Consider the following 24,130-nt stretch of genomic DNA (forward strand, 5'->3'; position numbering starts at 1 on the left):
CATCTCGCAAAGAAAAGGGCGTCTGTCAATGCTGCCTGAAGCTCGCCCGCTGGCCGCTTACAATAATCACGGTTTTTGTAAAAAGGAGGAATTTATGTTGTGATACCAAAACAAGTCGGCTAGTTAGCAAAATCACAATTACTAAATAATGAATTTTATTTTGCATTTTATTGCGGGCATGGTATTTTGTAGACAATCGAGAAGTAAACTTCGGGAGATGTCATGTCCAAATTGGCGATGAAAACCATCCAGGTGCATGACGCCGTGGGCAGCGTGCTGTGCCACGACATCACTAGAATTGTGCCGGGTGAAAGCAAAGGGCCAGTTTTTCGCAAAGGCCATGTGGTAAGGCAAGAAGACGTTGAAGTGCTTTTGCAGGTTGGCAAAGAGCATCTCTACGTTTTTGAATCGCTGCCCGGCATGGTGCACGAAAATGACGCCGCCGCGCGGGTTATTGCTGCCGTTGCAGGCAGCAACCTCGTGCGCACCGACCCCAAGGAAGGGCGCATTGATCTGCTGGCCGCCTGTGACGGCCTTCTGCGTATTGATGTGCCTGTTCTCAACCGCATTAACAGTCTGGGCGAAATCTCCGTCGCAACAATCCACAGCATGCAGCACGTCACCAAGGGCCGTCCTGTTGCGGGCTCGCGCGTAGTGCCGTTGATGATTGAGGATGAAAAGCTGCGGCAGCTCGAATCACTTGTAACCGGCCCGGTCATAGAAGTGCTGCCCCTGCGCCGCGCCAAGGTAGGCGTGGTCACCACCGGCAGCGAGGTGTTTTACGGGCGGATTCAGGATGCCTTTGGCCCGGTGCTGCGCAAAAAGTTTGCGGCTCTGGGCAGCGCGGTTGTGGGGCAAACCCTCACCAGCGACGAGGTCTCCATGACTGCCGGGGCCATCAGGGATTTTTTGGAACAGGGCGCTGACCTTATTGTGGTAACAGGCGGCATGTCTGTTGACCCCGACGACCGCACGCCAACGGCCATCCGCGCTTCCGGGGCGGAGGTGGCCAGTTACGGCGCGCCGGTGTACCCCGGGGCCATGTTTCTTCTGGCTTATGCCCAGGGCGCTGCGGGGCGGGTTCCCGTGCTGGGTTTGCCGGGCTGCGTCATGTACCACAAGGCCAGCATTTTTGACCTCATAGTGCCGCGCCTCTTGGCAGGCATAGAAGTAACCTCGGCCGATGTCGCGGCATTGGGGCACGGGGGCTTTTGCGCCCAGTGCGAAGTGTGCCGTTACCCCGTCTGTCCCTTTGGCAAGTAGGCGGCGGGCAAACAATTGACCCCGGGCGCGGATTCTCCGCGCAGGCATATACCTTTGTTCATCATTTAAAGGAGTCGCGCATGGAAACAAAGACCCTTGTGATTAACGGCATACCCCGGCGGTTGCTGGTTAAACCCGAAGACATGCTGGTGGATGTGCTGCGTGATCAGCTGCAGATTACCAGCGTTAAGGTTGGTTGCGGTAAAGGACAGTGTGGCGCCTGCACGGTCATTCTTGACGGCAAAGTGGTACGCGCCTGCGTGGTAAAAATGAGCCGCGTGGCCGAAAACGCCGCCGTCACCACCCTTGAGGGCGTGGGTACCCCAAGCAACCTGCACCCCCTGCAGCACTCGTGGATTTACCACGGTGCGGCGCAGTGCGGTTTCTGCACCCCTGGTTTTATTGTTTCGGCCAAGGCCCTGCTTGATTCCAATCCCAACCCCAGCCGCGAAGACGTGCGCGACTGGTTCCAGAAAAATCACAACGTGTGCCGCTGCACGGGCTACAAGCCCCTGGTGGACGCGGTTATGGACGCAGCCGCCCTCATGCGCGGCGAAAAAACGCTGGACGACGTTACCTTCAAGATGCCTGCCGACGGCCGCATCTGGGGTTCCACCATGCCCCGCCCCTCGGCGGTAGCCAAGGTTACCGGCACTGCCGAGTTTGGCGCTGACGCCGCCCACCGCCTGCCCCAAAACACCCTGCACCTCGCCATTGCGCAGGCCAAAGTATCACACGCCAACATCAAGGGCATCGACACCTCCGAAGCCGAAAAAATGCCCGGCGTGTACAAGGTGCTGACCCACAAGGACGTGAAGGGCAAGAACCGCATTACCGGTCTCATCACCTTCCCCACCAACAAGGGCGACGGCTGGGAACGTCCCATCCTTAACGACAAAAAGATCTTCCAGTACGGCGACGCGCTGGCCATCGTCTGCGCCGATTCGGAATGCAACGCCCGCGCCGCGGCGGAAAAGGTCAAGTTTGACCTTGAGCTGCTGCCCGAATACATGAGCGCTCCCGAGGCCATGGCCCCGGACGCCATCGAGATTCACCCCGGCACCCCCAACATCTATTACGATCAGCTTGAAGAAAAAGGCGCGGATACCGCTCCCTTCTTCAAGGACCCCGCCAACGTGGTGGCCGAAGGCGATTATTACACCCAGCGCCAGCCCCACCTGCCCATCGAACCCGATGTGGGCTATGGCTACATCAACGACAAGGGCCAGGTGGTTCTCCACTCCAAGTCCGTAGCCATCCACCTGCACGCGATGATGATCGCCCCCGGCCTTGGTCTGGAATTTCCCAAAGATCTCGTGCTGGTGCAAAACACCACCGGCGGCACCTTTGGCTACAAGTTCAGCCCCACCATGGAAGCCCTGGTGGGCGTGGCCGTCATGGCCACCGGCCGTCCCTGCCACCTGCGTTACAACTACGAACAGCAGCAAAACTACACCGGCAAGCGCTCGCCCTTCTGGACCACCGTGCGTATGGCCGCCACCAAGCAGGGTAAAATCCTCGCCATGGAAACGGATTGGAGCGTCGACCACGGCCCCTATTCCGAATTCGGCGATCTGCTCACCCTGCGCGGCGCGCAGTACATCGGCGCTGGCTACGGCATAGCCAACATCCGCGGCAAGGGCCGCACTGTTGCCACCAACCACTGCTGGGGCGCGGCTTTCCGCGGCTATGGCGCGCCTGAAACCGAGTTCCCCTCTGAAGTGCTCATGGACGAACTGGCTGAAAAGCTGGGCATGGATCCCTTTGATCTGCGCGAAATGAACTGCTACCGCGAGGGCGACACCAACCCCTCCGGTCAGGTTCCCGAAGTCATGAGCCTGCCCGAAATGTTTGCAAAAATGCGCCCCTACTACGAGGAGGCCAAAAAGACCGTCAAGGCCAAGTCCACCGCTGAAGTAAAACGCGGCGTGGGCATCGCTTTGGGCATATACGGCGCCGGTCTTGACGGGCCTGACACCTCCGAGGCCTGGGCCGAACTGAACCCCGACGGCAGCGTAACCGTTGGCAACTCGTGGGAAGACCACGGCCAGGGCGCTGACTCCGGCACGCTGGGCACCGCCCACGAAGCCCTGCGTCCTTTGGGCGTCAAGGCCGAAAACATCCACCTGGTCATGAACGACACCAGCAAGACCCCCAATTCCGGTCCTGCCGGCGGTTCGCGTTCGCAGGTTGTTACCGGCAACGCCACCCGCGTGGCCTGCGAAATGCTTATTGAAGGCATGCGCAAGCCCAGCGGCGGCTTCTTTACCTATGACGAAATGAAGGCCGAGGGACGCCCCGTCCACTACGACGGCAAGTGGTCCGCTCCGGCCAAGGACTGCGACCTCAAGGGCCAGGGCGAACCCTTTGCCTGCTACATGTACGGCCTGTTCCTGGCCGAAGTGGCTGTGGAAGTGGCCACCGGCAAAACCACGGTTGAAAAGCTCGTGTGCGTGGCCGACATCGGCACGCTGTGCAACAAGCTTGTGGTCGACGGCCAGATCTACGGCGGCTTGGCGCAGGGCGTGGGCCTTGCCCTGACCGAAGACTACGAAGACCTCAAAAAGCACAGCACCCTTGCTGGCGCGGGCGTGCCCACCATCAAGATGATTCCTGACGACATGGAAATCGTCTATGTGCAGACCCCCCGCAAAGCCGGTCCCTTCGGCGCGTCCGGCGTGGGCGAAATGCCCCTCTCCGCGCCGCATCCGGCCATCATCAACGCCATCTACAACGCCTGCGGCGCGCGCGTGCGTCATCTGCCCGCGCGTCCCGAAAAGGTGTTGGCGGCCATGCCCAAGTAGGGTAGGGTTTAGCTAACCTTCTGGAGAAGCAGGGGAGATTCCTTTTGCAAAAAAGGTTTCTCCCCTGAATCCCAGCCCCAGGTTCATCTGTTATCCACACCGCGCGTCAGGTCGGTTGGGCCGTACGGCGCGCAATGTTTGCGGCGGGGCTTTCAGGGGGTTCTCTGAAAGCCCCGCTCAGCATTGGAGCAGCGGTTCGCGCCGACATGCCCTTTGCCAATCATACCCGTACCAAGCCAGCGAGAACGCCGCCATGATGGATCAACAACGTCTGCACGAAATAGAGTCGCACTGCACGCAGGAGAGCCCGCCACGCTGCCGGGTGGCCTGCCCCTTTGGTCTGGATGTGCGCGCCTTTATGGCCCGTCTGGCCGAGGGCAAACCGGGCGAGGCCCGCAAGGTGCTTGAGCGGCATCTGCCCCTGCCCGGCATTTTGGCCAGTATTTGCGACCACCCCTGCGAAAATGCCTGCCTGCGGCAGGATCTGGGTGGCAGCGTGGCCATGCACGGGCTTGAGCTGTCGTGCATGCTGGCCGTGGGCGCGCAAGGCCGTCCGCTGCCCCTGCCGCCCAAAAAATACCGCATGGCGATCATGGGCGCCGGTTTTGCCGGTCTGGTGGCCGCCTGGGATCTGTCGCGCAAGGCCTACCCTGTCACGGTTTTTCACACAGGTACTGCGGCGGAGTTTTTGCTGGCCCGCTATCCGGCGCTGGCCCGAGGTCCTGCGTCGGGCATAAGCAAGGATTTTGCGGCAGAGGACATGGAGCTGCTTGCCCGGCAAAAGGTCAGCTTTGTGCAGACGACGCTGGACGCTGCCTTGCTGGAAAAGCTGGCGGCGGAATACGACGCCGTGCTGGTGGATGCCGACGCCGTGCAGAAGGCTGCGAGCGGGCTTGTTCCTGAAGAATCGCAGGTTGATGCCGAAACCCTGCTCTGGCGCGACAATATCTGTTGCGCGGGTTGGCCCAGCAGCACGCCCACCGGGCATGCTTTTGCCTCGCCATCGCGGCAGGGCGGGCAGGGGCGGCACGCCGCCCAGACCATGGAGCGCGTGACCAGCGGCGTATCGCTGACGGCGGCGCGCGAAAAATCGCAGGGATCGCTGCACACCGATGTAACTGGTATAGCGCCCGTGCCGAGGATAGAACCGGCCCTGCGGACGGGCGACAGCCTGGCAGAACCGCTGTTTTCAGAGCAGGAATCAGTGCAGGAGGCGGAGCGCTGCCTGCAGTGCCAGTGCATGATCTGCGTGCGCGAATGCGTGTTTTTGCAAAAGTTCAAGGGCTACCCGCGCCTGTACGCCCGGCAGGTCAACAACAACGCCTCCATCGTCAAGGGCCTGCATACGGCCAACGCCATCATCAACGGCTGCGCCCTGTGCGGCCAGTGCGAAGAACTGTGCCCGGAGAATTTTTCCATGGCCGAGCTGTGCCTCTCCGCGCGGGAGGACATGGTCGAACGCGGCTTTATGCCGCCCACGGCGCACGAATTTGCCCTTGAAGACATGGAGAGCGCCTCCGGGCCGGAATGCGCGCTTACGCTGCCGGCCGTACCCCCAGCCGCTGCCGGAGCCCAAGGCAACGCCCCGGCTCAAAGTACGGACAGCCAGTGGCTGTTTTTCCCCGGCTGCCAGCTGGCCGCGTCGCGGGTGGAGCAGACCGCCGCGTTGTACGATCTGCTGCGCCGTCGTTTGGGGCCTGAGGCCGGGGCGGGCGCTGGGGCCGGCGTTGGCATCATGCTTTCCTGTTGCGGCATCCCCGCCCGCTGGGCAGGCAGAACAGCCCTGTTCAACGAGCACACGGCAAAATTGCGGCAGGCCTGGCAAGACATGGGCAAGCCGCGCATCATGGCGGCCTGCTCGTCGTGCCTTGCCGCCCTGCGCGAAGGCCTGCCGGAAGCGCAGTGCGTCTCCGTGTGGGAGGTGCTGGACGGTCTGTCTTTCAATTGGCCCGACAGCCAGTCCCGCCATCTGCCTTCATCCAGGGACAATGCCCCGGCTGGACCGCTGCCCCAGGTTTTTTCGGTGCAGGACCCCTGCACGGCTAGGCACGACAAGGCCTGGCTGGCCGCTGTGCGCAGCCTGGCTGGCAAATGCGGGGTTACGGTTGAGGAGCCGCGCCTCAGCGGCGCATCAACCGCCTGTTGCGGCTACGGCGGCCTTGTATGGTGCGCCCAGCCGCAAACCGCCAGGGCCATGAGCGACAACAGGGCCGCGCAGCTTGAGCACCCCGGCCTGGCCTCGTGCATCATGTGCCGCGACCGTCTGGCTGCCAGCGGCAAGGAATGCTGGCATCTGCTCGACCTGCTGTTCCCGGCGGCGGAGGTCGCGTCCGGCCTTGCCCCTGGCCCCGGCCTGTCGGCCCGCCGCGCCAACAGGGCAGCGCTGCGCAGCAGGCTGCTTGAAACATACGGCCCCAATGCCGGGCTGCCTGCCGCGTCTGTTGCCGCGCCTGTTGCCGCGCCCGTGCACGCGGGCAAGGGGCTTGCGCTGGTAGCGCCGGAGGCCTTGGCGCGGCTTGAGGAGCGGCACATCCTGCTGTCTGACGTGGAAGGGGCCGTTGTGGGGGCCGAAGCCAGCGGTCACTGGTTTGAAAATTTGGAGAACGGTCATCGCCTTGGCTCGTGGCGGCCCAGAAAGGTGACCTTTTGGGTGGAGTACGAAAAACAGGGCCAGGGTTTTGTGCTGCATGATGCGTGGTGCCACCGCATGGTGGTTCCGGGGTCTGGCGGTCAGGAAGCGGCGGACGTCATCAGCAGCCACCAGTGCTGCACCGACGGGCAGCGCGCGGCGCACGAGACCGGGCAACCTGGCTCGCAGGGAGGTGAGCGGTCATGAGTATGGGGCCAAACTACGGGCCTGACAGCGGCAAGTGGGTATGCGGTCGTTGTCATGTCGCCCTTGAGCAGGTGAAAGTTCCGGTTTTTTACCTCAACAGCGCCTTTGACGTGTTTTTACCGCGCTGCCCGCAGTGCGGGCTGACGCAGGTGCCCAAATCACTGGCCGAAGGCAAGATGCTTGAGGTGGAAGCTCTGCTGGAAGACAAGTGAACGCTCTTTGGGAACGGCCCGATTTCCGCCGTGCGGCGGGCGACGCCTGGCGGCCCGGCGGCGTGGAGCTGACAGGGCGGGCGCTTGATGCGTGCGCGTCTCTGGGCCTGCTGGCTCCAGGGGGCACGGTGCTTGATCTGGGCAGCGGGGCGGGGGCCACGTTGCGCCTGCTGGCTCAGCGGGGCTACCGGGCCGTGGGGCTGGACAAGCATGCGGAATGCGCATCGCCTGCAGGCGTTCCGCTGCCCTGTGACGCTTGCAGCCTTGTGCGGGCCGACCTTGCCCGCCCGCCGCTGGCTGCCGGTTGTTGCGACGGGGTACTGTGCGAATGCGTGCTCTCGCTGCTGGACAACCCCCAGGCGGTCCTAGGCGCGGTCTTTCGCGCTTTGCGCCCCGGCGGGGCGCTGGTGGTCAGCGACCTCATGCTGCGCCCCGGCCATGACCTTGCGTCAGCAGCCTGCAGCTATGGCCCAGACGGGGCGGAAGCCGTATGCGGCTCAGCACCCGCAGGTGCGCAAAGCAGGGTTGCAGTCGGGTCTGATGGCAGCGTTGAGGATGCTCTTAAAAATTCGTGTTTTGCTGGCGCTCGGCCAGAATCCGCATGGCGGGGGCTGATTACGTCGGCGGGGTTTGCGTTGCAGCGCTACGAGGACAACAGCCGGGCGCTGGTGGAGCTGGCGGCGCGTATGGTCTGGTATGGCGACGGCGATTCGCGGCCCTCTGGCTCCTGCGCCTGTCGCGGCGCGGGCGCGGGCCGCCCCTGGCGGGCTTATGGATACGGCCTGTGGATTGCCCGTAAGGAGGCTTTATGAATCCCATGATGATGGAATTGCTGCCCCTGGTGCATCAGGGCTACTGCTGCAGCCAGCTGCTGCTTTTGTTGATGCTGCAGGCCCAGGACAGGCAGAACCCCGGTGTGGTGCGGGCGGCGCAGGGGCTGTGCCACGGCATAGGGCAGTCTGACGGCCCGTGCGGCCTTTTGACCGGCGGGGCGTGCGCGCTGGCGCTGGTTGCTGGCAAGGGGGCGGATGACGAAACCGCCCACCATCTGCTGACGCCCTTGCTCAACGATTACGCCACATGGTTTTACGACCGCACCGCCGCTTACGGCGGGCAGCGCTGCGGGCAGATCGCGGCGGGGCTTGGCGCTGCTTCGGGGGTTGCGGGCGAGCAGCCCAACCCTGTGGCCTGCGGCGATCTGCTGGCCGAATGCTGGGGAAAAATTATGGAACTGGTTCAGAGCTACGAGCTGGATCTTACGGAAAAAGCATGACCCTGCGCCGTACCCAGAGTCTGTGCCCCGTATGCCTGCGGCGGATCGAGGCCACGTACGAGCAGTCGGGCACTGACCCACGGGCCGTGGTGCTGCGCAAAACCTGCCCCGATCACGGCACGTTCAGCGTGCCGGTATGGCGACAGTCCGATGCTGGCGCACTGGCCGCGCCGTCCTTTACCGCATGGTCGCGTCCCAAAAGTCCCTCCTATCCGGCCAACCCGCACACGCCTATCAGCGACGGCTGCCCCTTTGACTGCGGCCTGTGCCCGGCCCACGCCCAGCATACCTGTACGGGCCTGTTTGAAGTCACCAAACGCTGCGACATGGCTTGTCCCGTATGTTATGCGCAGGCTGGTTCGTCATCGAACCCTCGCGGTGAGGCCGACGACCTGCCGCTGAGCGTTGTGACCATGCAGATGGACACCCTCAAGGAGGCATCCGGCCCTTGCAACGTGCAGATATCGGGCGGCGAACCCACCGTGCGCGACGACTTGCCGCAAATTATCGGCATGGCCCGGCAGCGCGGGTTTGGCTTGGTGCAGATCAACACAAACGGACTCAGGCTGTCGCGTCAGCAGGGCTATGCCCGCATGTTGCGCGCTGCCGGGCTTGATTCCGTCTACCTGCAGTGGGACGGCGTGCGCGAAAGCACGTTTACCGTTCTGCGTGGTCGGCATTGTCTTGATTTCAAGCGCGCGGCGGTGCGCAACTGCGCCGACGCCGGGCTTGGGGTGGTGCTGGTGGCCACGGTTGTGCGCGGCGTCAACGACGGCGAGCTGGGCGACCTTTTGCGGCTGGCGCTGGAAATGGGCCCCGCGGTGCGCGGGCTGCACATCCAGCCAGCGGCGTTTTTTGGCCGTTACCCCTGGCGGCTCGAGGATGCCCCGCGCCTTACCCTGCCCGAGGTCATGACCGAGCTGTCCCGGCAGGCTCCGGAAATGGTCAGCCCGAGCCAGCTGCACCCGCCCGGCTGCGAAAACGAACTGTGCTCGTTCAGCGCAGTTTATCGCCGGGTGCAAAAAAACGGTCAGCCGGGGCTTGAGTGGTTGCCCGATGCCGGGCAGTCGTGCTGTTCGCCCACGCCGCAGCCCGGCGTTGCGGCTGCGCCGCCATCCGCCGGGGAGGGGGCGCGCAAGGCCAAGCAGTTTGTGGCTCTGCACTGGAAGCGCGACAGCGCGGCGGTGGGCGGCGATCATGTTGCAGACAGCTCTGGCGGCGGGCCTGACCATAATGTCGCTGCAGACGGCTTCAGCCGCTTTTTGGCGCAGGCCGGGGCGGAGCAGCGGTTTACCCTGTCGTCCATGGCGTTTCAGGATGCCCTGAGCCTGGACCTTGACCGTGTGCGCGGCTGCTGCATCCACGTGGTGCGGCCCGACGGGCGCATGATTCCGTTTTGCCTGCACAATCTGACCGCCAGTAACGGCGCGCGCCTGTATGGTGAATGAGCATGGATGCCGCCCAATCCGTCGGCCTTGCCCCTTGCCCGCTTGACGGCTGGCTTGCCGCGCAGTGCGGCGCAACCGGCAGTCACGACCTTCCCGGCTGTCTGGCGCAGGCCCGGCTTGCCCGTTTGCGCGAGACCTTGCAGCATGCAGCGCGCGGTTTTTTTTACGCCACGCGTTTGCAGTGCTGCAATCTTGACCTTGCGCGGGTGGAAGACCTGGAGAGCCTGCCCTTTACCACCGCTGAGGATCTGAGCAACTGGGGCGATTTTTTGTGCGTCTCGCAGGGGGATGTACAGCGCATGGTCACGTTGCACACGTCGGGAACCACAGGCCAGCCCAAGCGTCTTGCTTTTACGGATGCCGACCTTGCCCGTACGCGAGATTTTTTTGCCGTGGGCATGAGCCAGCTGGTGCGGGCCGGGCAGCGTCTGGCCGTGCTGCTGCCGGGCGCGGAGCGCCCGGACGGCGTGGCCGATCTGTTGCGTCAGGCTCTGGGGGGCGTCGGGGTGGATGTTGTGGCCCCGCCGTCAGACATACATAAGGCCAGTGAGGCAGGCAGCGCGGCAAACAGTCAGGTTGCCGGGCAAGCGCGCGGGCCGGAAGTTTTTTGCCAGAGCGGCGGGCAGCCGGGCGCGGCGCTGGCCTGCTGGCTCAGCGAGGTCGCGCCACATTGCCTTGTGGTGGCCCCGGCGCAGCTGGCCATGCTGCTGGCGCATTTTCCCCGTTGCGCGCCGCGGAACCTGGCGGGGGTGCTCTCCAGCGCCGAGCCGCTGGACGCGGAGCTTGGGCAAAACCTGAGGCGCGTGTGGCAGTGCGAGGTGCTGGATCACTACGGGCTTACAGAAACAGCCTACGGTTGCGCTGTTGAATGCCCGCGCCACGACGGTTTTCATATCCGTGAGCTGGACGTCCTTATAGAAATAGTAGATATTTCGGGGAGTAAAGTTTTGCCCGTCGGCCAGGCGGGCGAGGTTGTCATTACCACCCTGCAGCGCGAGGCCATGCCGCTGGTACGGTACCGCACCGGCGATGTCGCCCGTCTGCTGCCCGGCCCGTGCGCCTGCGGCAGCCCGTTGCGCAGGCTTGGCCCGGTACTTGGACGCATAGAGCGCCGGGCCGGATGCTGCCCCCGCATTGTCTGCCCTCCCAAGGGGGGAGGCAGGCAGGCTCCCTGCCTGTAACGGGCCGCAAAATTGCCATCCTGCATCTGCCGCAAATGTGGTGTCCGTATCGCGACGAAGGAAAGGAAGCTCATGAACCCAGCAGTTATCATTCTTGCCGCAGGCATGGCCTCGCGCATGGGCGAGGCCAAGGCTCTGCTTCCCTTGCCCTTGCTGCCCCGTGGCGGTCTCTGCTCGGCCCTGCGGGGTCTGGTCGCGCTGTACAGCGCGGCAGGGGTGGAGAACGTGGTCATCGTCAGCGGTTTTCATGCCGGGGTGGTGGAAGGCGAGGCTGAAACGCTCGGAATCACCGTGGCGCGTAATCCTGATCCGCAGCAGGGCATGTTTTCTTCGGTGCAGGCCGGGGTGGCGGCGTTGGCGCAGAGCGGTTTTGGCGGATATTTTTTTGTGCAGCCGGTAGATGTGCCGCTGGTGCGGCCCCTGACCCTGCTGGCGCTGCGCGACGCTGCCATGCAGGATGAGGCCGACCGCGCGGCCGCGCTGGCCGTGAGCGGCAAGGCTGACCCCTTGCCGGTGCTTGTGCCGGTCTTTGACGCGCAGGAGGGCCACCCCCCGCTTGTTCCCATGGCCTTGGCGGGGCGCATCATGGCGCACGATGGGGGCAACGGTTTGCGCGGGGCGCTTCAAGGGGCTCCCCTGCGTCATGTGCCCGTGCCCGACGCCATGATTCTGGAAGACATGGATACCCCTGACGACTACGCCCGCTTGCGTGTGCTGGCCCCTGAGCGCCCCATGCTCTCACCCGTCGAGGCGGATTTTTTGCTCCATCTGCACGGCGTGCCCGAAAAAGGCCTGCGCCACGCGCGGGCCGTGGGCACTGTGGCCTGCTGTCTGGCCGAAGCCCTGGCGCACGCGCGGGAGGCCGCCGGGTATGACGCCGGGGTCGACCCTCGCTGGGCGCTGGCTGGCGGCCTGCTGCACGATATCTGCAAAGGCCAGCCCCGGCACGAAGCGGCGGCGGGGCAGTTGCTGCGTCAGCTGGAGCTACCGCAAATGGCGCGTCTGGTGCAGGATCACCGCGATCTTTCCCTGCCGTGCGACGAGCCGGTAACCGAGCGCGAGCTGGTGTATCTGGCCGACAAATACTGCTATGGCGGCAGCTTTGTGCCCTTGCAGCGCCGCTTTGACCTCAAGCTCGAGGCTTACGCCCAGGACTCGCAGGCCTGCGAGGCCATATTGGGACGCCTTGCCCGCGCCAAAGAGCTGGAAGAACGCATCGCCCGCGAAATTGGCAGGACGCCCGCCCATGTGGCGGAAAAAGCCCTCGTGCGCAATTGCGGCGCAATGCGGGGACACGCCGCATGAGCGGAATGTGGCTGGTGCGGCACGGTTCTTTGCCGCCCAACCCCGAGCGCCGCATGGTCGGCGCGCGCGATATCCCCTTGAGCGACGCTGGCCGCGACCAGATACGCGCCATGGCCCGGCAGTTTATGCCCGAGCTGGGGCCGGGGCCGATTGTCGCGATCTGCTCTGATCTTGATCGCTGTCGCGAAACTGCGGCCCTTCTGCTGCAGTCCTTGCCGCCAGCGACCGTCCCCTTGCATGCGGAGCCCGGCTTGCGCGAGATATGCCTTGGACTGTGGCAGGGCTTGACCAAGGCGGAAATTGAAGACCACTGGCCCGGCGCATACGCTGACAGAGGGCATGATATGGCCCACTTTTGCCCCCCGCAGGGCGAGAGCTTTATGCAGACCCAGCGCAGGGCGCTGGCGGCGCTTGGCCGCTGGCGCGGGCGGTATCCTGCGGCCACGCTGCTGGTGGTTTCGCACGCGGGCGTCATCGGCACTCTGCTGGCCCACTATCTGGCGCTGCCGCTCAAGGATGTGCTGCGCATCCCACAGTACTACGGCTGCCGGGCCTTTGTGCCCGAGTGGTAGCGGCCTGCCTGCGCTGTTGCTTCCCCTTGCCCAGACTGCGCCCGCATTTGGGCGTCAGACCCAGGCCGTCGGATTGTACACGCTGATGTGCAGCTTGATGTAGCGGTCTTCAAGCACGTCGGCGGGCAGGTTCAGCGCAATATGTTCCTGCTCCAGTTGGCTGAATTTGGCCAGCCATGCGGCGGCCTCGCGCCCCAGGTCGGCCATGCGCGACAGCGGCGTAAACAGGCTGGCCGGGCATATCTGGTAGAGGTACAGCTCGCCCGCGTTGAGCACAAAGGGAAACAGCCCGCAGGCCACGGGTCTGTTGGGTCTGGGCAGACGGCAGCCGTGGCTGGTGCACGAGCGGCAGCCCCTGCCGTCCATGAAGGCCGTATCCTTGCTGAGCAAAAAAAAGTCGTTGGCGAGCCCGGGCCGCAACTGGTCGGGCAGCAACCCCATGGGAAACAGTTCGTTGGAATCCTGCGGACCGCAGCAGTAGCGACAATCGCGGCAGTAGCCGTTTTGCAGCCATCCGTCGCGCCAGCTGACGGTACGCCGACGCGGAAAAACTTTTTGCCAGTGTTCCAGATAGTCCCAAAAACCTTTGCTCATAAACTCTCCCGAAAGCCCCGGTCCAAACCTCAGCTCGAATGCAGCAGAACCATGCCGCACACAAGCAGGGCTATGCCCGCAAATGCGCTGGCCTTGAGTTTTTGGCGCAGCAGCAGCCATCCGCACAGCGATGTGCCCAGTATGCCAAAACCGCCCCACATGGCGTAGGCCACGGCTAAATCCATATGCCGAACTGCCAGTGAAAGGCAATAGAAAGCCAGCCCCACCAGCACCAGGGCCAGAGCGCCCATGCCGCGTCGGCGAAAGCTGTCGGACCGCACAAGCAGCATGTTGGCGGTAACATCCAGCGCCGCAGCCAGCATAACCAGCGGCAACGCCGCGCTGTCTACCAGATTGGTCACGTCCATTACCGGCCCCCTCTCAGCGTCGCATTGCTGCGTTCAGGGGCTGCGGGCCAATGGGCGGCAGCGGCATCGGTGTTTGCGGGCAGCGCCGCATCCCGCCGATTTGCCTTCGGTGGGGCAGCAGGCCCGGTTTGCGGCCCGTGCCCTGTGCCTGCATTGACGAGCAGGGCGCCGGCCAGCACGCAGGCAAGCCCCAGCATCCGGCGCGGGGTCAGGGATTCATCCAGAAAAAACACGCTGCCAAGGGTAATGCAGGTGAGGCCAAGGCCTTCCCAAAAGGCAAAGGTCACCCCTACAGGGATGCCCGTAATCGCGTGAGACAAAAAAATATACGACAGGCCGATGGCCAGCCACATGACGGTCAGCCCCAGGGCTGGCGCATGTGCAAAGCTCCAGCCCTGAGCCAGCTTCATGGTGAGCGTGCCGCCTGTTTCCAGAGCTATGGCGGCGAGCAGGCAGTACCAGTGGTGTGGTTTTGTTGCAAACATAAAAATATCTCGCTGAGAACAATGATGTGCCTTTGCAAAGCAAAGGACAATAATGATGATGATTTGAGATAACAGCGAGAAATGCTATAGCAGGCAACGCCAGCAGCGTTCTTCAGTAAAGCCGCAAAAGCACAAGCGTAAAAGTGCTGTTAAGGTACATATAAATAGTAACATAAGTTCAGTATAAGGCTGAATAGCCTTGAGTCAATACCGCAGCGGCAGTGGTGGGCGCGGTATATGGCTGGTGAGTATGAGGCATGGACTTGTTGCATTGCTCCTGGGCAGCCATCGCTGCTGAAGCAAATGGAAAAGGCGGGTCCTGCGACCCGCCTTTTTATGAACTGCAACAGTGCGGAACTGAACAATGCATTGGCGTGGTTCAACGCCAAAGGGCATCCTGGTATCTTTGAAAACCAAGGTTTCAAAGGCGGGATGCTACTGGGCGGCAATCCAGGCGTTGGCTTCCTCAAGGTTGAGGGTGCCCTCGTACAGGGCCCTGCCGCTTACAGCGCCCACCAGGCTGGTGCTGAGGGTGAGGGGGTAGAGTTTCTGCACGTCGGCTAGCGTCGCCACCCCGCCCGCCGCAATGACCGGCACGGTGGAAAGGCGCGACAGATGCTCAAGCGCGGCCACGTTTACGCCGCACTGCATGCCGTCGCGTTCAATATCGGTATAGATGATAAAGGCCGCGCCGTCCGCCAGCAGACGGGGTAGCGCCCCGTCTACGGTCAAACCCGTATCGGCCACCCAGCCGCGCGTTTTAAGCTTGCCGCCGTCCGCATCCAGCGAGACGCCGATGCGTCCGGGAAAGGCCCGGCACATCTCGGCAAACAGGTCGGGCTGTTCCAGCGCCAGCGTGCCTATGATCAGGCGAGAAACGCCCGCATCAAGGTAGGCGCGGGCCGTATCCATATCGCGGATACCGCCGCCAAGCTGCACGGGGATGGAAAGCTCGGTGCAGATACGGCGTACGATTTTGCGGCTTTTGGCCGCCCCGTCAAAGGCCCCGTCAAGGTCAACCACATGCAGCCAGCGCGCGCCGCGTGCCTCCCAGGCTTTGGCGGCGTCGGTTGGGTCTTCGGCAAAGACGGTGCTTTCGTGAGCGCGCCCCTGCTTGAGACGTACGGCCTTGCCGTCCTGAATGTCCACGGCGGGAAACAGAATCATAAATTCATGTCCTTAACTGCTTTGTGCATGCCGTCCACGGACATCTCTTCAGCGGTAACCCACTGGCCGTGCCGCTTAAAGAACGTGCCCACGTTGAGCAGATTGTCGGCCAGACCCTCCTGCCGCTCTTCAAAGACCGAGCGCGACATCACATAGCCGTTGGCAATGTTGATGAGGAAAAATTCCACGCGCACATGGGCAGGTTCGGTAACGCCGGCTGTGGAGCCTTCGCGTTCGTGCCAGTCGAGCACCTGGGGCACCAGCAAGAGCTGTGCGCCCTGTTTTTTGCCGTAGGCTATCCACAGGGGCAGGGCCTGCGGCTGCTCGGAGCTGTGAAAGCGCGTGAGGTCCTTGGGCAGGTCAATGGAGTTGATAAACTTGTACTGCCGTTTGGTGTCGGCGGTGAGCACGCTCTGCAACCGGCGGTCAAGCGAGGGCAGCATCTCGTCGGCAATACGCCCCTGATTTTCGGGTATATGCCCGGTAATCAGCTGGCTTGCGTTGATCGGTTGGGTAAAGGGCGCAACCGATATGACATACGAAGGCGAAATGACGCGGGGAACATCCGCCGTGCTGGTGGGACGACGGCTGCACGCGCAGGCGATCACCAGCAGGCAGAGCGCGGGCAGCAACAGTATACGAAGTCGGGATTGCATCAATCAAGACCTCCCTTGGTGCTTCTGATAGTTGTGCCGTTTCGGCGTACCGCCTGGGCCAAGGCAAGCCCCAGCCCTTTGGCGGCCGATTCCAGCAAGTGATGGCCATTCTGGCCATAGCGGAATTCTACATGCAGGTTGCAGCGGGCGCTGCTGGCAAAGGCCTTGTAAAACTCGCGCCAGAGGTCTTTTTCCTCCCCGGCCAGAACCGGGGGCAACAGCTCGCCGCCGCGCCATTCAAGCCAGGGGCGGCCCGAAAGATCGACGGTTGTTTCTGCAAGGGCTTCATCCATAGGTACACGGCCATACCCCACCCTGGCAATGCCTGCTTTGTCGCCAAGGGCCTCAAGCAGCGCCTTGCCAAGCAGCAGACCTACATCTTCGGTGGTGTGGTGGGCGTCCACTTCCATATCGCCTTCGCAGACCAGCCGCAGATCCATACCGGCCCAAAAGGCGGTGAGGGTCAGCATGTGGTCAAGCAGGCCAAAACCGGTTTTCACGTCTGTGATGCCCTGACCGTCGAGGTTCAGTTCAAGCCGGATGTCAGTTTCGGCGCTTTTGCGTGCCTGGGTGGAAGTTCTTATTGCCGTGTTGCTCATGCGTCCTCCGCAGAGTGTTCGCCCTTGCCCGGTTTTTTGTCCGCGCCAGCCGTAGCGGCTTCGCCTGCTTCGGCGTCGGATTTTTCTTCTGATTCTTCATCCTTGGCGGTCTTTTTGCCAAAGGCCGAGGCCACATAGATGCTTATTTCGTACAGCACAAGCATGGGCGCGGCCATAAGCAGCTGCGAAACCACGTCAGGCGGCGAAAGAATGGCCGCAACAATAAAGATGCCAAGGATGGCGTAGCGGCGTACCCGGCGCATAAGCGCGGCTGTGATAATGCCCATGCGCGCCAGAAAAAAGGCGAACAGGGGCATTTCAAACACCAGACCAAAGGCGAGAATGAGCTTGAGCACAAAGCTCAAATAATCGCTGATCTTGGGCATGGCCACAATGGTGTCGGTGGCGTAACTCACAAAAAAGGCAAAGGCATTGGGAAAGACCACAAAGTAGCAAAACGCGCCGCCGCTGATGAAGAAAAATGCCGACATAAAGGCCACAGGCAGAATGTGCCGTTTTTCTTCTTCATACAGGCCGGGGGCTATGAAGGACCATATCTGGTAAAAAATGACCGGGCTGCTCACAAACACGCCTGCCACAAAAGAAATGTGCATGCGTGTAAAAAAGCCTTCGGGCAGGGTGGTGTAGATGGCGTGCGAGCCTTCGGGCAACACCTTGAGCAGCGGGTCGACCAGTGCGTCAAAAATGGGGTCTACAATGGCCCAGCAGGCCATAAAGCCCACCATGACGGCCAGGCAGCAGCGCACAAGGCGGCCGCGCAGTTCCGAAAGGTGGTCCATAAGGCCCATGGGGCGGTCATCGCCTTCCGCCTCTTCCTCTTCGCCTTCCGGTGCGGCGGGAGGGGCGCTTTCGCTCTGGGCGGGCAGGTTTTCCGGCTCTGCCGCAGGGCTCAGCGTTTCGCCCACGGGCGGAACAGGGGGCAGGGGAGGCTGACCGTCGGCCTGCGTTGGCGGCGCGGCCTCGGCAGCCGCGTCAGGGGCGGCTTCCGATCCGGTCTGAGGATCTGCCGTCGCTGCCTCTTGCGCAAGGTCGGCAGCCTGTGCGGGGGCAGCCTCGACCGACGGCGTTTGCGCCGCCGCAGTCGCATCTGCCGCCGGGTCTACCGGGGCCGTTGCAGTATCGTTTACGTTATTAAGGGAAGCATCCCCTGCGGTCTCAGGGGCAGACGTAGCAGCGGCCACCTCAGGGCTCAAGGGTTTGTCTGTGCTCATGCCTTGCCGCCGTTGTCAGTGGCTGCGGCAACCTGCGCTGCGCCTGAGGCGGCTGGCTGCTTTACTTCGGCTGCCTCAGCCTCGGCCCTGGTTTTGGCAAGGGCCTCGGCCAGCGGGCTGCCCGCGGGGGGCGTTGCCGGGGCGGCGTCTGCCTTGGCGTTTGCGGGGCTTTCCACAACCTGAGCGTCCACAACCTTTGCCTCGGCAACCGGCTCAGCGGTGGGGGCCCCGGTTGCGGCGGCCTCCTGCGAGTTCTCGGCTGCATGGGCTTCGGCGGCAACAGGCTGGACGGTCTGGGCCGCCTCCTGCTGGGCTGCTGGCGCGGCCTGCCCGGCCTGCGCCGTGGAGCTGGTTGCGGAAGCGTCAATGACAGCCTCGGAGGCAGGTATGTTTTCGCCCTGCGCTGTTGCTGTCGCCGTGCCAGCCGCTTCAGCGCCTTCCTTGGCCGCGCGCGCTTCCTTGGCCGCTGCTGCGGCTTCCTTGGCTGCGCGGGCAGCCTCCTGCTTGCGTTTGCGTTGTTCTTCCTCCTCGGCCTCAGCATTCAGCGTGCGCTGAAAATCTGTGGAAACCCGGCGGAATTCACCCATGGCCTTGCCCAGCGTGCGCGACACGTTGGCGAGGCTTTTGGGGCCAAGAACAATGAGGGCCACCACCAGGATGACCAGAAGTTCAGAGCTTCCTATCCCAAACATGCTGCCCCCCTATTCCCACTCAATGGTGCTCGGCGGTTTGGACGAAACGTCGTACACCACGCGGTTGACGCCCTTGACCTCGTTGATGATGCGGCTCGACATGCGCTCGATGAGCTCTGCGGGCAGCCGCGCCCAGTCGGCGGTCATGGCGTCCACGCTGTCTACCACGCGCAGGGCGATCACATGCTCGTAAGTGCGGCCATCGCCCATGACGCCCACGGTCTTGAGCGGCAGCAGCACGGCAAAGCCCTGCCACACCTTGCGGTACCAGCCGGATTCGCGCAGCTCCTGCTGCACGATCTTGTCGGCCAGACGCAGTATCTGCAGGCGTTCTTCGGTAATTTCACCAAGCACGCGGATGGCCAGACCGGGACCGGGGAAGGGATGCCGCCACACGATGGAGTCGGGCATGCCAAGCTCTGCGGCAACCTTGCGCACTTCGTCCTTGAACAGTTCGCGCAGGGGCTCAATGAGCTTGAGTTTCATGGAGTCGGGCAGACCGCCTACGTTGTGGTGGCTCTTGATGACGGCGCTGGGGCCCTTGTGCGACACCGATTCGATAACGTCGGGGTACAGCGTGCCCTGCGCCAGAAACTCCACCTCGGGCAGCTTTTTGGCTTCTTCGTCAAAAATTTCAATAAAGGTGTGGCCGATGATCTTGCGCTTTTTTTCCGGATCGTCCACGCCAGCAAGCTTGGAGAGAAAACGCTCCTGCGCCTGCACAAAATTGAGGTTGAGGTCAAAGTGCTCGCGCAGGTAGCTGACAACCTCGTCGCCTTCGCCAAGGCGCAGCAGTCCGTTATCCACAAAGATGCAGTGCAGGCGCTTGCCGATGGCCTTGTTGAGCAGCACGGCCACCACGGTGGAATCAATGCCGCCCGAAAGCGCGCAGACCACATGGCGGTCGCCCACCTGCTCGGCCATTTCGGCAACCACGCGCTCCACAAATGAAGACATGGTCCAGTCAGGCTTGATGGCGGCAACCTTGAACAGGAAGTTGCGCAGCATGCGCTCGCCGTCTACGCTGTGGTGCACCTCGGGATGGAACTGCACGGCGTATATCTTGCGGGTTTCGTCGGCCATGGCAGCCACGTCAAGGGTGGGGGTGCGGCCCGTGATGGTAAAGCCTGGCGGAGGCGCAAGCACCTTGTCGCCGTGGCTCATCCACACGCGGCTGGTCGACGCGATGCCATCCCACAAGGGGCAGGCCGCGGTGAGGGTGAGGTCGGAAGGGCCGTACTCGCGCGTGAGCGACTGGGCAAGCTGGCCACCGAGATTCTGGGCCAGCAGCTGCATGCCGTAGCAGATGCCAAGCACCGGCACGCCGAGATCAAGAAAACCGGGGTCAAGCACCGGGGCGTCGGCTTCGCCCACGCTGGCGGGCCCGCCTGAGAGAATGATGGCGGAGGGCTTCATGGCCGCCACCTGGGCGGCTGTGGTAATGCAGGAATGTATTTCGGAGTAAACCCCGGCTTCGCGCACGCGGCGCGCGATGAGCTGGGTAACCTGTGAGCCGTAGTCAATAATGATGACTTTGCTGGGCATGTGTGTCCTCGCCTGGTGCTGGCCGTGGCCTGTTGCTGTGCGCCGCTTCCGTGCGCCCGGTTGATCGTTTGCCCGATCTTGCGCCTGATCGCTCGTCCGATCGGCTCGATGCCGGGGCTTGTGGGGAAGCGCAACCGCCTTGCCGCCGTCGCGCTTCCCGCAGATGTCGCCGCGAGATGGGGTTTGCCCCCGTCAGGGAACTCCTGCCCTGGGTGCGCTTGTGCAGCGCGGTGCCAAAAAGCAGGCTCAGTCAATACCGTCGGGGGCTGCAGCCGCTTGTCGCGGTCTGGCCTAGTTCTCGATGCGGTAGTTGGGAGCTTCCTTGGTGATGACAACGTCGTGCACGTGGCTTTCGCGCAGGCCCGCCGGTGAAATCTCGCAGAAGGTAGTGTTTTCAAAAAGGTCGTTCAGGTTATGCGCGCCCACGTACCCCATGCCCGAGCGCAGGCCGCCCATGAGCTGGTACACGGCTTCCATGACCGGGCCACGGTAGGGCACGCGGCCAACGATGCCTTCGGGCACGAGCTTTTTGCTCTTTTCCTGGAAGTAGCGGTCGGAGCTGCCTTCCTTCATGGCGTCGATGGAGCCCATGCCGCGATATATCTTGTAGGTGCGGCCCTGATACAGAATTGTTTCGCCGGGGCTTTCTTCGGTACCGGCAAAGAGGGAGCCGATCATTACCGAATGCGCACCTACCACGAGGGCCTTGACGATGTCTCCCGAAAACTTGATGCCGCCGTCGGCGACGCAGCAACGGTCCATTTCGCGCGCGGCGCGGCTGCCTTCCATAACGGCGGTAACCTGCGGCACGCCCACGCCTGCCACGATACGGGTGGTGCAGATGGAGCCGGGTCCGATGCCGACCTTGACGGCGTCGGCACCTGCTTCAAGGATGGCCTTTGCGCCTTCGTAGGTCGCCACGTTGCCTGCCACCAGCTGGCAGTTGGGAAACGCGGTCTTGACCATGCGGATGGCCTTGAGCACGTTGAGCGAGTGGCCGTGCGCCGAGTCGAGCACCAGCACGTCCACGCCTGCCTCGAGCAGCTGCTCGGAGCGTGATTCGCAGTCGCGGCCAATGCCGATGGCAGCGCCCACGCGCAAGCGGCCGTTGGAGTCTTTGCAGGCGTTGGGGTATTTTTGGACCTTGTCGATGTCCTTCATGGTGATGAGCCCGCGCAGGAGACCCTGGTCGTCAACCACCAGCAGTTTTTCGATGCGGTGCTCGTGCAGGTGACGCTTGGATTCTTCAAGCGAGGTGCCCATGGGCACGGTCACAAGGTTGGTGCTGGTCATCACTTCTGAAACGCGCACCGCTGCGCCGTCCTGCACAAACCGCACGTCGCGGTTTGTCAGAATGCCCACCAGACGGCCATCTTCCACCACCGGCAAACCCGAAACGCGAAAGTCGGACATGAGGTCCATGGCTTCCTGCACGGTGTTGTTGGGCGAGATGGTCACGGGGTCAAGAATCATGCCGCTTTCGCTCTTCTTGACTTTTTCCACTTCAAGACGTTGGCGGGCAACGGGCATGTTTTTGTGGATAATGCCAATACCGCCCATGCGGGCCATGGAGATGGCCATGGCCGATTCCGTCACGGTGTCCATGGCGGCAGAAAGCAGGGGGATGCGCAGGGGAATTTCGGGGGTGAGCCAGGTGGAGATGTCTACGGCGTCAGGAGTGATGTCCGAAAAGCCGGGGACTAGCAAAATGTCGTCAAAGGTCAGCGCCTTACCGCGATTGGTGAACATGACGTCCTCGTAATTGGCTGTAATAATTCTGAAAATTATAATCCAAAAGACTATCCCCTTGTGCCTCATATGTCAATGAGGGCAGCGCTCGCCAGCCCTTGGGCCACAAGGGGTTGCGGGTGCGCAGGATATCCGTGCCGGTGGCTGTTTCAGCGTAAAAAAACATGGGCGGTCTGTGTACCGCCGGGGCGCAAACTCCGCAGGGCGGGGTTTGTCATCGTATTCAAGCGTGGTTTCGCGCCCTGGCGCGCGCGGCATGCGCGGCGGGTTGCACCCGTACGGCAGGCGCGGTGCGCGTTTATGCCGTTCGAGGGGGTGCTGGCGACCTACAGCTTTTAGCCGATTTTTGCAAGGGGGCTGGCAGCCCTTGAGCGGTGGAGCTTTGCGGGCGGGCCTGCAAAAAGCCTCTCGTGCGCGGGCATTCTGCGCGTAAGGCTTGACGTGCTGCCCCAAACAGCCTATGAATCAGCACTTCGACCAACGCGCGGCCCTATTGCGAGTAGCGGCTGCGCCAGGGCGGGCGCTACAGCGCCGATTTTTTCGCCGCAGAGGCTGCGGTGCAATGGGGTCTTCATGTTCGAGAGCCTTTCCGACAGACTTTCAGGCGTATTCCGCTCATTCAGCGGGCGCGGCCAGCTTACCGAAGAAAACGTGCAGGCAGGCCTGCGCGAGGTGCGCCTTGCCCTGCTTGAAGCGGACGTCAACTTCAAGGTCGTTAAAGACTTTGTGGAAAGCGTGCGCGAAAAGTGTCTGGGGCAGGAGGTGCTCAAGGGCGTCAGCCCGGCCCAGCAGGTGGTCAAGATTGTTCACGACGAGCTTGTGCAGCTGCTTGGCGGCGAAACCGCCGGGCTCAACCTGCAGGGGCGCGAGCCTGCGGTCATCATGCTGGTGGGCCTGCAGGGCTCGGGTAAAACCACCTCTGCGGGCAAGATTGCCAATATTCTGCGCAAGCAGAAAATGCGGCCCTATCTTGTGCCCGCCGACGTGTACCGCCCGGCCGCCATTGATCAGCTGACCGTGCTGGCAAAGCAGCTCGACATACCCTGCTACCCCTCCACGGTGGACATGAACCCCGTGGAAATCGCCAAGGCCGCGCTTGAAAAGGCCCGCGAAGATCAGGCAACCGTGCTGCTGCTTGATACCGCTGGCCGCCTGCACGTGGACGAGCTGCTCATGCAGGAGCTGGTTGCCATAAAGCAGGCCGTGCAGCCGCAGGAAATTCTGTTTGTGGCCGACGCCATGACCGGTCAGGACGCCGTGACCGTGGCCGAAAGCTTTAACGAGCAGCTTGGCATTACCGGCGTGGTGCTCACCAAGATGGACGGCGATGCGCGCGGCGGCGCTGCTCTCTCCATCCGCTCGGTTACCGGCGCGCCCGTCAAGTTTGTGGGCATGGGCGAAAAGCTGTCCGAGATGGAGGTCTTCCATCCCGACCGCATCGCCGGGCGCATACTTGGCATGGGCGACGTGCTCACGTTGGTGGAAAAGGCGCAGAGCACCATCAACGCCGAAGAAGCCGAAGAACTGGCCCTCAAGATGAAGAAGGCCAGCTTTGACCTTGAAGATTTCCGCACCCAGATGCGCCGCATCAAAAAGCTTGGTTCGCTCGACAGCATCCTTAAGATGATTCCTGGTATGGGGGGCCTGCGCGAAAAGCTGGCCGAAGCCAGCGGCGCCATGCCTGAAAAGGAAATGGAGCGCACCGAGGCCATCATCAATTCCATGACCATGGCCGAACGTCGCAACCCCGACATCCTCAACGGCAGCCGCAGGGCGCGTATTGCCAAGGGCTCGGGCGTTACCGTAGCTCAGGTAAACCAGCTTGTGCGCCAGTTTGAGCAGATGCGCCAGATGATGAAAGGCATGATGGGCGGCAAGGGCGCCAAAATGCCCTCCATGCCCCGCATGCGCGGCATGCCCCCCGGCATGAACCTGCCCAAGGGGCTTGGCGGTATGGGCGGTATGCCCAACATGGGCGGCATGGGTGGAATGCCCGGCATGCCGGGGATGGGTGGAATGCCCGGAATGGAAGGCATGACCGGAGCGCGCGCTGGCGCGACCAAGGCCGCGCCCAAAAAACGCAAGAAAAAAGAGCGCCCCAAGCGCAAAAAAAAGTAAACAAATTTACGGGGCAAGGAGCGCCGCCACG

Annotated in this window: 21 protein-coding genes; 11 read left to right on the top strand and 10 right to left on the bottom strand. The window is 62.8% G+C overall.

From position 1 onward, the window contains the following. Positions 1-237 precede the first annotated feature (237 nt). The 10 genes from DDIC_RS02980 (at position 238) to DDIC_RS03025 (ending at position 12,894) form a co-directional block, all read left to right on the top strand. Positions 238-1,263, top strand: a complete 1,026-nt coding sequence (locus tag DDIC_RS02980) for a molybdopterin-binding protein (protein ID WP_348769738.1) — start codon at positions 238-240, stop codon at positions 1,261-1,263. Between the two features lie 80 nt (positions 1,264-1,343). Beyond that, positions 1,344-4,067 (top strand): molybdopterin-dependent aldehyde oxidoreductase, encoded by a 2,724-nt coding sequence (locus tag DDIC_RS02985; protein ID WP_136399075.1) that lies wholly within the window; start codon positions 1,344-1,346, stop codon positions 4,065-4,067. Positions 4,068-4,320: 253 nt separating this feature from the next. Then, positions 4,321-6,903, top strand: a complete 2,583-nt coding sequence (locus DDIC_RS02990; protein ID WP_247647530.1) for a pyridine nucleotide-disulfide oxidoreductase/dicluster-binding protein — start codon at positions 4,321-4,323, stop codon at positions 6,901-6,903. Beyond that, on the top strand, positions 6,900-7,115 hold the full coding sequence (locus DDIC_RS02995) for a DVU_1557 family redox protein (protein WP_136399076.1): 216 nt from the start codon (positions 6,900-6,902) through the stop codon (positions 7,113-7,115). Before DDIC_RS02990 ends, DDIC_RS02995 begins: the two co-directional genes overlap by 4 nt. Next, positions 7,112-7,927, top strand: a complete 816-nt coding sequence (gene trsM, locus DDIC_RS03000; protein ID WP_136399077.1) for a DVU_1556 family methyltransferase — start codon at positions 7,112-7,114, stop codon at positions 7,925-7,927. Before DDIC_RS02995 ends, trsM begins: the two co-directional genes overlap by 4 nt. Continuing rightward, complete coding sequence (locus DDIC_RS03005; protein ID WP_136399078.1) at positions 7,924-8,388, top strand: DVU_1555 family C-GCAxxG-C-C protein; 465 nt, start codon at positions 7,924-7,926, stop codon at positions 8,386-8,388. Before trsM ends, DDIC_RS03005 begins: the two co-directional genes overlap by 4 nt. Next, entirely contained in the window at positions 8,385-9,836 is a 1,452-nt protein-coding gene (trsS, locus tag DDIC_RS03010) for a radical SAM (seleno)protein TrsS (protein ID WP_136399079.1), read from the top strand. The genes DDIC_RS03005 and trsS overlap by 4 nt, the downstream gene beginning before the upstream one ends. A gap of 2 nt (positions 9,837-9,838) precedes the next feature. Next, positions 9,839-11,017 carry a DVU_1553 family AMP-dependent CoA ligase gene (locus DDIC_RS03015; protein WP_136399080.1) on the top strand — a complete coding sequence of 393 codons (1,179 nt, stop codon included), beginning with the start codon at positions 9,839-9,841 and terminating at the stop codon, positions 11,015-11,017. 72 nt (positions 11,018-11,089) lie between these two features. Next, positions 11,090-12,322: a DVU_1551 family NTP transferase gene (locus tag DDIC_RS03020; RefSeq protein ID WP_136399081.1), complete on the top strand. Its 1,233-nt coding sequence runs from the start codon at positions 11,090-11,092 to the stop codon at positions 12,320-12,322. Further along, positions 12,319-12,894 carry a histidine phosphatase family protein gene (locus DDIC_RS03025; RefSeq protein WP_136399082.1) on the top strand — a complete coding sequence of 192 codons (576 nt, stop codon included), beginning with the start codon at positions 12,319-12,321 and terminating at the stop codon, positions 12,892-12,894. The genes DDIC_RS03020 and DDIC_RS03025 overlap by 4 nt, the downstream gene beginning before the upstream one ends. Before the next feature lie 54 nt (positions 12,895-12,948). Here DDIC_RS03025 and DDIC_RS03030 read toward each other — a convergent pair whose 3' ends face one another. From DDIC_RS03030 to guaB, 10 genes are all read right to left on the bottom strand, one after another. After that, positions 12,949-13,488: a hypothetical protein gene (locus DDIC_RS03030; RefSeq protein WP_136399083.1), complete on the bottom strand. Its 540-nt coding sequence runs from the start codon at positions 13,486-13,488 to the stop codon at positions 12,949-12,951. Positions 13,489-13,517: 29 nt separating this feature from the next. After that, positions 13,518-13,856, bottom strand: coding sequence for an SMR family transporter (locus DDIC_RS03035; RefSeq protein ID WP_136399084.1), 339 nt, complete (start codon positions 13,854-13,856; stop codon positions 13,518-13,520). Continuing rightward, positions 13,856-14,341, bottom strand: a complete 486-nt coding sequence (locus DDIC_RS03040; RefSeq protein WP_136399085.1) for a DMT family transporter — start codon at positions 14,339-14,341, stop codon at positions 13,856-13,858. Before DDIC_RS03040 ends, DDIC_RS03035 begins: the two co-directional genes overlap by 1 nt. Before the next feature lie 435 nt (positions 14,342-14,776). Continuing rightward, the gene (gene hisA / locus DDIC_RS03045; protein WP_136399086.1) at positions 14,777-15,508 is read right to left on the bottom strand and encodes a 1-(5-phosphoribosyl)-5-[(5-phosphoribosylamino)methylideneamino]imidazole-4-carboxamide isomerase; all 732 of its coding nucleotides are present in this window, start codon (positions 15,506-15,508) and stop codon (positions 14,777-14,779) included. Further along, positions 15,505-16,164 (bottom strand): hypothetical protein, encoded by a 660-nt coding sequence (locus DDIC_RS03050; RefSeq protein WP_136399087.1) that lies wholly within the window; start codon positions 16,162-16,164, stop codon positions 15,505-15,507. Before DDIC_RS03050 ends, hisA begins: the two co-directional genes overlap by 4 nt. Beyond that, on the bottom strand, positions 16,164-16,763 hold the full coding sequence (locus DDIC_RS03055) for an imidazoleglycerol-phosphate dehydratase (protein ID WP_136399088.1): 600 nt from the start codon (positions 16,761-16,763) through the stop codon (positions 16,164-16,166). Before DDIC_RS03055 ends, DDIC_RS03050 begins: the two co-directional genes overlap by 1 nt. After that, positions 16,760-17,572: a twin-arginine translocase subunit TatC gene (tatC, locus tag DDIC_RS03060; RefSeq protein WP_136400996.1), complete on the bottom strand. Its 813-nt coding sequence runs from the start codon at positions 17,570-17,572 to the stop codon at positions 16,760-16,762. Before tatC ends, DDIC_RS03055 begins: the two co-directional genes overlap by 4 nt. Positions 17,573-17,991: 419 nt before the next feature. Next, positions 17,992-18,687 carry a Sec-independent protein translocase protein TatB gene (gene tatB / locus DDIC_RS03065; RefSeq protein ID WP_136399089.1) on the bottom strand — a complete coding sequence of 232 codons (696 nt, stop codon included), beginning with the start codon at positions 18,685-18,687 and terminating at the stop codon, positions 17,992-17,994. A 9-nt stretch (positions 18,688-18,696) separates the two neighbouring features. After that, positions 18,697-20,232 carry a glutamine-hydrolyzing GMP synthase gene (gene guaA, locus DDIC_RS03070; RefSeq protein WP_136399090.1) on the bottom strand — a complete coding sequence of 512 codons (1,536 nt, stop codon included), beginning with the start codon at positions 20,230-20,232 and terminating at the stop codon, positions 18,697-18,699. 291 nt (positions 20,233-20,523) lie between these two features. Beyond that, a complete protein-coding gene (gene guaB, locus DDIC_RS03075; RefSeq protein ID WP_136399091.1) occupies positions 20,524-21,981 on the bottom strand; it encodes an IMP dehydrogenase in 1,458 nt (485 codons plus the stop codon). Positions 21,982-22,554: 573 nt separating this feature from the next. Here guaB and ffh point away from each other — a divergent pair. Beyond that, on the top strand, positions 22,555-24,099 hold the full coding sequence (ffh, locus tag DDIC_RS03080; protein WP_136399092.1) for a signal recognition particle protein: 1,545 nt from the start codon (positions 22,555-22,557) through the stop codon (positions 24,097-24,099). Positions 24,100-24,130 lie beyond the last annotated feature (31 nt).

Source organism: Desulfovibrio desulfuricans, from assembly GCF_004801255.1.
In the GTDB taxonomy this organism is placed as follows: domain Bacteria; phylum Desulfobacterota; class Desulfovibrionia; order Desulfovibrionales; family Desulfovibrionaceae; genus Desulfovibrio; species Desulfovibrio desulfuricans_C.